The organism is Pseudomonas sp. CFBP13508, assembly GCF_005233515.1.
Lineage (GTDB): Bacteria > Pseudomonadota > Gammaproteobacteria > Pseudomonadales > Pseudomonadaceae > Aquipseudomonas > Aquipseudomonas mercuritolerans.
The window spans coordinates 85,251-92,144 of record NZ_QFZZ01000013.1 but is presented as its reverse complement, the minus strand read 5'-3'; the positions used below and the strand labels follow the sequence as shown (position 1 = coordinate 92,144).

The 6,894-nt window shown below is 58.6% G+C and carries 7 protein-coding genes; 4 read left to right on the top strand and 3 right to left on the bottom strand.

Features of this window, described 5'->3' with window-relative positions:
• Positions 1 to 370 precede the first annotated feature (370 nt).
• Entirely contained in the window at positions 371 to 1,258 is an 888-nt protein-coding gene (gene rhtA, locus PspCFBP13508_RS26120; protein ID WP_137216183.1) for a threonine/homoserine exporter RhtA, read from the top strand.
• Positions 1,259 to 1,427: 169 nt separating this feature from the next.
• A complete protein-coding gene (locus PspCFBP13508_RS26115) occupies positions 1,428 to 1,709 on the top strand; it encodes a hypothetical protein (RefSeq protein ID WP_130912268.1) in 282 nt (93 codons plus the stop codon).
• On the opposite strand, the gene PspCFBP13508_RS26110 is transcribed toward PspCFBP13508_RS26115, so the two are convergent.
• Complete coding sequence (locus PspCFBP13508_RS26110) at positions 1,710 to 2,279, bottom strand: TetR/AcrR family transcriptional regulator (protein ID WP_137216182.1); 570 nt, start codon at positions 2,277 to 2,279, stop codon at positions 1,710 to 1,712.
• 91 nt (positions 2,280 to 2,370) lie between these two features.
• On the opposite strand from PspCFBP13508_RS26110, the gene PspCFBP13508_RS26105 reads away from it, so the two are divergent.
• Together PspCFBP13508_RS26105 and PspCFBP13508_RS26100 are read left to right on the top strand one after the other, a co-directional pair.
• Complete coding sequence (locus PspCFBP13508_RS26105; RefSeq protein ID WP_137216181.1) at positions 2,371 to 3,099, top strand: SDR family oxidoreductase; 729 nt, start codon at positions 2,371 to 2,373, stop codon at positions 3,097 to 3,099.
• Positions 3,100 to 3,140: 41 nt separating this feature from the next.
• Positions 3,141 to 3,737, top strand: a complete 597-nt coding sequence (locus PspCFBP13508_RS26100; protein ID WP_137216180.1) for a 2-hydroxychromene-2-carboxylate isomerase — start codon at positions 3,141 to 3,143, stop codon at positions 3,735 to 3,737.
• Between the two features lie 44 nt (positions 3,738 to 3,781).
• Here PspCFBP13508_RS26100 and PspCFBP13508_RS26095 read toward each other — a convergent pair whose 3' ends face one another.
• Positions 3,782 to 5,590: an aminopeptidase P family protein gene (locus tag PspCFBP13508_RS26095; RefSeq protein WP_137216179.1), complete on the bottom strand. Its 1,809-nt coding sequence runs from the start codon at positions 5,588 to 5,590 to the stop codon at positions 3,782 to 3,784.
• 68 nt (positions 5,591 to 5,658) lie between these two features.
• Positions 5,659 to 6,825, bottom strand: coding sequence for an aminotransferase class V-fold PLP-dependent enzyme (locus PspCFBP13508_RS26090; RefSeq protein WP_130901825.1), 1,167 nt, complete (start codon positions 6,823 to 6,825; stop codon positions 5,659 to 5,661).
• Positions 6,826 to 6,894: the final 69 nt, after the last annotated feature.

Here is a 6,894-nt window from a genome sequence, read left to right as displayed (position 1 = left end):
AGCGGGAGGCGAATTCTACAGCGTTAATCGCTGCTGTCAACACCTCTTTTTCTCCGCTTTCGACCGAGAAGATCGAACCGTTAAAAAAGCTCACATCACTGCTCTTTCAACTCCTTCCAGGCTTCGATGATCTGAAGCAAACCGCTGTCGAAAACCGTGTAACTCTTTGAATCTCAAGGAGTTTTCCGTTTCGACTGCGCCGGAAGTGGGGCGAATTATAGACCTCTGGAATCTGCCGTCAACCGTTAATTTCGCTTTTCTTTCAAAAGCTTAAAAAGCTTCTCTATATATAGACGCAGCCCACTCCAATGCGCAGTATATTGCCCACTACCACAACAATATTTGTTTTTGCCTTGGATGCTGCCGCGCAATGAATCACCACCCCCGCTCTCTCTCCTCCATATTGTTTCCGGTTTGCCTGCTCATGATAGCCATGGCGTCCATCCAGTCGGGCGCTTCTCTGGCCAAAAGCATGTTCCCCATCATCGGCGCACAAGGAACAACCACTCTTCGCTTGATCTTTGCCAGCATGATCATGCTACTGATACTGCGCCCATGGCGTGCAAAGCTGACCGCCAAGTCTCTTCGTACCGTAATCATCTACGGGATGGCATTGGGCGGGATGAATTTCCTCTTCTATATGTCTCTGCGCACGGTGCCGCTGGGCATCGCCGTTGCGCTGGAATTCACTGGCCCTCTGGCCGTAGCTATATATGCCTCTCGCCGAGCCATCGATTTTCTCTGGATCGCGCTCGCTGCAGCCGGTTTGCTCCTATTAATACCTACTGGGACAACCACTGCTGGCATAGACCTGGTCGGAGCAGGCTATGCGCTGGGCGCCGGGGTGTGCTGGGCGCTGTACATTCTCTTCGGGCAGAAGGCCGGCGCTGATAACGGAGTGACTACGGCTGCGTTGGGCGTGATGATCGCCGCGCTGTTTGTGGCGCCGATCGGAATCGTTCATGCCGGCGCGGCGCTGCTTACACCATCACTGATTCCGATTGCTATCGGTGTCGCCATTCTCTCCACCGCCCTGCCCTATACCCTGGAAATGGTAGCTCTCACCCGAATGCCCGCGCGCACCTTCGGCACTCTCATGAGTATTGAACCGGCATTCGGCGCGCTATCAGGTCTGCTTTTTCTCCAGGAATACCTTTCATTGTCACAATGGCTGGCCATCCTGTGCATTATCCTGGCGTCGGTGGGCGCAACCATGACCATGGGCAGCGGAGCAAAGCCTGCTGTCGCTGCCGACTGAAGCTTAATAGAAAGTGAGATCTGGTAATTGGTGCTCATTTAGGCCATGTTTAGCTTCGTAACCCATCGCCAGGCATGGATTTTTTCGCAAAGGACGGCACAACGCTGCAAACGCGAGCGAATACAGGCAGACCCGAGCACCAGACTCGTGGCCGCTATTAAGGATGGTAATGAACCGAATTTTGCTATTGATCGCCCTACTGGCGATCGCGAGTTGCGCAGCGACCTCGGAAACCCAGGTCAAACGCGGCAAGAAGGGGCTGCATATCAACTGTTCCGGACTTTCATCCTCATGGGACAAGTGCTACACCAGCGCCGCCAATTCCTGCGCGCCCAAGGGTTACAAGGTGATCGCCAAATCCGGGGACGCCGTCGAAGAACCTGGCGATTATCCGTTCGGCTTGAACCCGGCCGGTTATACCAGCCGCAGCATGATCGTCATCTGCAAATAACTACTCGGCTCGGGACAAAGCGAGCTGACGTGTAATTTCCTCGTGACTCGAGCGCAACACCGTACGCTGCACGTCCGGTGTCGCCAGCATCCGCGCGACCACCAATGCGCCCACGCATTGCGACAGCACCGACCAGGCCAGACTCTCGCTTTCCAGTATCTGCGCCCAACTTTGCTGCAGACGGCAGATCCATTCTTCAGCCTGCTCACGCACCCGCACATCGGCACGGGCAATCTCTGCGCCCAATGTCGGCAAAGCGCAACCGGCCTCGGGTTGCTCGACGTGGGCCATGCTCAGGTACTGCTTCAGACAACGCTCCAGACGCTGCCGATCTGCACCGCCCTGGCCACCAAGGCGCTCAAGACTTTCACTCAACTCTCGCTCGACGATGGCAGCGAACAACGCATCCTTGGATGAAAAGTGGCTGTAGAACGCGGCGCCACTCAAACCGATGGCTTTCATCAGGCCATCCACGCCCACCGTGGAAAACCCCGATTTCTTTGCCGACAGCGCGCTGCTTTGCAGCAATCGTTCGCGGGTTTCCGATTTGTGTCCGGCCGAATAACGCATGTCATCTCCTGAAGTAGATCGCCTTGACGCTGCCCCAATCCTAGCATAACGTTCGTTAACTAAACGATCGTTAACCCAAAGGGATTCACCCATGAATAACAAGAAGGTCGTGTTGGTTGTCGGTGCCGGTGATGCCACGGGCGGGGCAATTGCCAAGCGCTTTGCCAGTGAGGGGTTTACAGCCTGCGTGACCCGGCGCAGCGCCGACAAACTGCAGCCACTGGTTGACGCGATCATCGCTGAGGGCGGTGAGGCGCATGGTTTTGCCTGCGATGCGCGCAAGGAAGATGACGTCATCGCCTTGATCGAAGACATCGAAACCCACGTCGGCCCGATCGAGGCCTTCGTCTTCAACATCGGCGCCAACGTGCCGTGCAGCATTCTCGAAGAAACCGCGCGCAAATATTTCAAGATCTGGGAGATGGCCTGCTTCTCCGGCTTTCTCAATGCTCGTGAAGTGGCCAAGCGCATGGTCACTCGGCAGCGCGGCACGATTCTGTTCACCGGTGCCACGGCCGGGCTGCGCGGCGCCTCTGGATTTGCCGCTTTCGCTGGAGCCAAACATGGCATCCGCGCACTGGCGCAAAGCATGGCGAGAGAATTGGGGCCGATGAACATTCATGTCGCCCACGTTGTGGTTGATGGTGCGATCGACACCGACTTCATCCGCAACAGCTTTCCCGAGAAATACGCGACCAAGGATCAGGACGGTATTCTCGATCCAGAGCACATCGCCGAAAACTATTGGTATTTGCACAGTCAGCCCCGCGATGCCTGGACATTCGAACTGGACCTGCGCCCGTGGAACGAACGCTGGTAAGCCCTCCTCCCTCATTACAACAATAAGAGAGCAATTTGATCATGACCAAAACCGTGGAATTCTATTTCGACCTCGGCAGCCCCACCACCTACCTGGCGCACACCCAGCTACCGCAAATCTGCGCCGATACCCAAAGTGAACTGATCTACATCCCGATGCTGTTGGGAGGTGTGTTCAAAGCCACCGGCAACGCTTCGCCGGCAATGATTCCGGCCAAGGGCCGCTACATGTTTCAGGACCTCGATCGCTTCGCCAAACGCTACGGCGTACAGCTCAGATTCAATCCGCACTTCCCAATCAACACGCTGATATTGATGCGTGCCGTCACTGGCATGCAGATGCGCCAGCCGCAGCGTTTCACCGAATTCGTCGATTGCCTGTTCAGGGCGCTTTGGGTAGAAGGCCGTAACCTCAACGATCCACAAGCCATTGCCGCCGTGCTGACTGAAAACGGCTTCGATCCCGAAGAAGTATTGGCCCTGAGCAACGATGAATCAGTCAAAGCCAAACTCAAGGAAAACACCGAAGCCGCTATCAAGCGCGGCGTCTTCGGTGCCCCCAGCATGTTTATCGGCGATCAGCTGTTCTTCGGTCAGGATCGACTCGACTTCGTAGAAGAGACATTGCGCCAGGATTGAAGCCGAGCCCCAAGGCATCGCGAGCGGTGCCTTGGGTAAATCGATCAAATGGCCACAGTGCGCTCGTTCAGCCAGCTCAGCGCCGCGCCATCCAGCAACGGACTCAGACGCTCGCGTACTTCACTGTGATAAGCATTGAGCCACTGCTTTTCTTCCTGAGTCAGCAGGTCGGCAATCAGGCAGCGGGTATCGATCGGGCACAGCGTCAGGGTTTCGAACTTGAGGAAGTCGCCGAATTCGCTGCTGCCGGCCTCGCGATTCATCGCCAGGTTCTCGATGCGCACGCCCCAGCGGCCCGGGCGATAAGTGCCGGGTTCGATCGAGGTAATCATCCCCGGCTGCATCGCCGTCTGCGGTGCCGGTGCCGCTTGATAAGCGATCACTTGCGGACCTTCGTGAACGTTGAGGAAATAGCCAACGCCATGACCGGTGCCGTGACCGTAGTCGACGTTGTCAGCCCAGATCGGCGCACGAGCGATGGCGTCGAGCAGCGGCGACAGGATGCCTTTCGGGAATCGTGCCCGCGACAGCGCAATCACGCCTTTCAACACGCGCGTGCAGTCCTGTTTCTGCTCCTGCGTCGGCGTACCCACCGGGACCATGCGCGTGATGTCTGTGGTACCGCCAAGGTATTGGCCACCGGAGTCGATGAGCAACAGACCATCACCCTCGATCACCGCATGCTCTTCTTCGGTAGCGTGATAGTGCGGCATCGCGCCATTGGCGTTGAATGCGGCAATGGTGTTGAAGCTCAGCGAAACATAATCGGGGCGACGTTCACGGGCAGCCGTAAGCTTCTCGTCGATGGTCAGTTCGGTGATGCGCTCGCGCCCCCATGCCGATTCCAGCCAGGCAAAGAATTCGCACAACGCCGCGCCATCCTGCTCCATGGCTTTACGGATGTGTTGAGCGTCGGCTTCGCTTTTCTGCGATTTGGCCAACGTAGTCGGGTTGAGACCCTCGACCAGTTTCACGCCACTGTCCAGGTTATCCAGCAACCCCGTGGTCACTCGTGCCGGGTCGACCAGCAGGCTCTCGCCACTCGGCACCGCACGCAATGCATCGGCCACTTCGCTGTAGTCACGCAGCGTCACGCCATTCTGCTCGAGCACGGCGCGCAGATCGGCATCGACCTTGCTCAGCGCCACGAACAGCGTGGCTTGCTGCTGATTGATCAAGGCGAACGAAACAAACACCGGGTTGAACGAGACGTCACCACCGCGCAGGTTGAACAGCCAGGCAATGTCATCCAGGGTGGCGATGAAATGCCAGTCAGCACCGCGCTCTTGCAAGGTTTCGCGCAGTTTCGCCAGTTTCTCGCCACGGCTGACGGTCGCTTGCGGCGGCAGATGCTGATAGATCGGCGCGTTGGGCAGGCTCGGGCGATCGCGCCAGACTTCCTGCAACAGGTCCATATCGGTACGCAGGCGAGCGCCGCGTGCTTCGAGCTTGCTGCTCAGCGTACGCGCCGACGCCACTGCCATGACCGCGCCGTCGACCGCAACCACGCCGCCCTCAGGGGTTTGTTCGGCCAGCCAGTCCAGCGGGCTCGGCTGCCCCGGTTGCAGTTTGACCAGTTCGATGCCGCTGCCGTTGAGCTCCTTGGTCGCCTGTTCCCAGTAACGACTGTCGGCCCACACACCGGCGAAATCGGCAGTGACGATCAGCGTACCGACCGAACCGTGGAAACCTGACAGCCATTGCCGACCCTGCCAGTAGCCCGGCAGGTATTCCGACAGATGCGGGTCGGCGGACGGCACCAGCAGCGCATGGATGCCTTCGCGGCGCATCAGTTCACGGGTATGCGCCAGGCGCTGAGGCACCGATCCTTCGGTCAAGGTGTGGGAACTCATCATGTCTCCTGCTAATCGCGTCATCGTTATTGTTCGTAGCCTTCGCGGCCATGGAAAGCGTCTGCTGTTTAGAGCCCTGTCGCCCAGAATGCCGGGGCACTGGCGCAGGCGGTTGTGATCAGGTCAACGGCTTTGTCGACATCCTCGACGGTGGTAAACCGCCCTAGGCTCAAGCGGATGGTGCGCCCCGCCAGCCGCGCATCGTGCCCGAGCGCGAGCAGCACGTGGGACGGCGCATTACTTGCGGAATTACACGCCGACGTCGCGGAAAACGCGATCGAATGGCTCAATGCGGCGCTGTTGAACTCGCCCTCGCTGAAGGTCAGGCTCAGGGTGTGCGGAATGCGTTGCGAGGCACTGCCATTGAGGCGCACGCCGGGCAACTTCAAAAGCTGTTCGAGCAAGCGTTCGCGCAAAGCGATGATGGATTTTTTCTCTTCATCGAATGCGTCGGCGGCCAAAGCGAAAGCAGCGCCCATCCCGGCAATCTGATGAGTCGCCAGGGTTCCGGAGCGCAGGCCACCTTCATGACCGCCACCGTGGATCTGTGCCTGCAAGCGTTGCTGCGCCTGCGGGCCGACATACAAGGCGCCGATGCCCTTGGGGCCGTAGAGTTTGTGTGCGGAAAACGACATCAGATCCACCGGCCAGCGGCTCAGATCGATCGCGACCTTGCCCGCGCCTTGCGCCGCATCAACATGAAACAACGCCTGCCGACTGCGCACCACTTCGCCAATCGCCTCGACATCGTTGACCGTGCCCAACTCATTGTTGACCAGCATCAGCGACACCAGAAAAGTGTCGTCACGCATCGCTTCGCTGACCGCTTGCGGCGTGATCAAGCCTTGGGCGTCCGGCACCAGATAGGTCACGGCAATGCCCGAGTCCTGCAATTGCCGCGCGGTGTCGAGAATGGCCTTGTGTTCGATCTGACTGGTAATGATGTGCCCGCCGCAAACGCCACGGGCCTGGGCGACGCCTTTGAGGGCGAGGTTGTTGGATTCGGTGGCACCAGAGGTCCAGACGATCTGCTCAGGCTGCGCGCCGACCAGATCGGCGACTTGCCGACGTGCCTGCTCGACCGTCTGCCGGGCCTGCTGGCCGAAAGCGTGGGAGCTGGACGCCGGGTTACCGAAGTTACCGTGAAAACCCAGACATTCGATCATCACCTGGATGACCCGCTCGTCCACCGGGGTGGTGGCGGCGTAATCGAAATACAACGGACGTGTGTTCATAAAGGTCTCGCAGAGCGTGTTCCGGGATCAGGAGGCTCGTGTCTGCAAACGACGATGCACAGCCTCGTG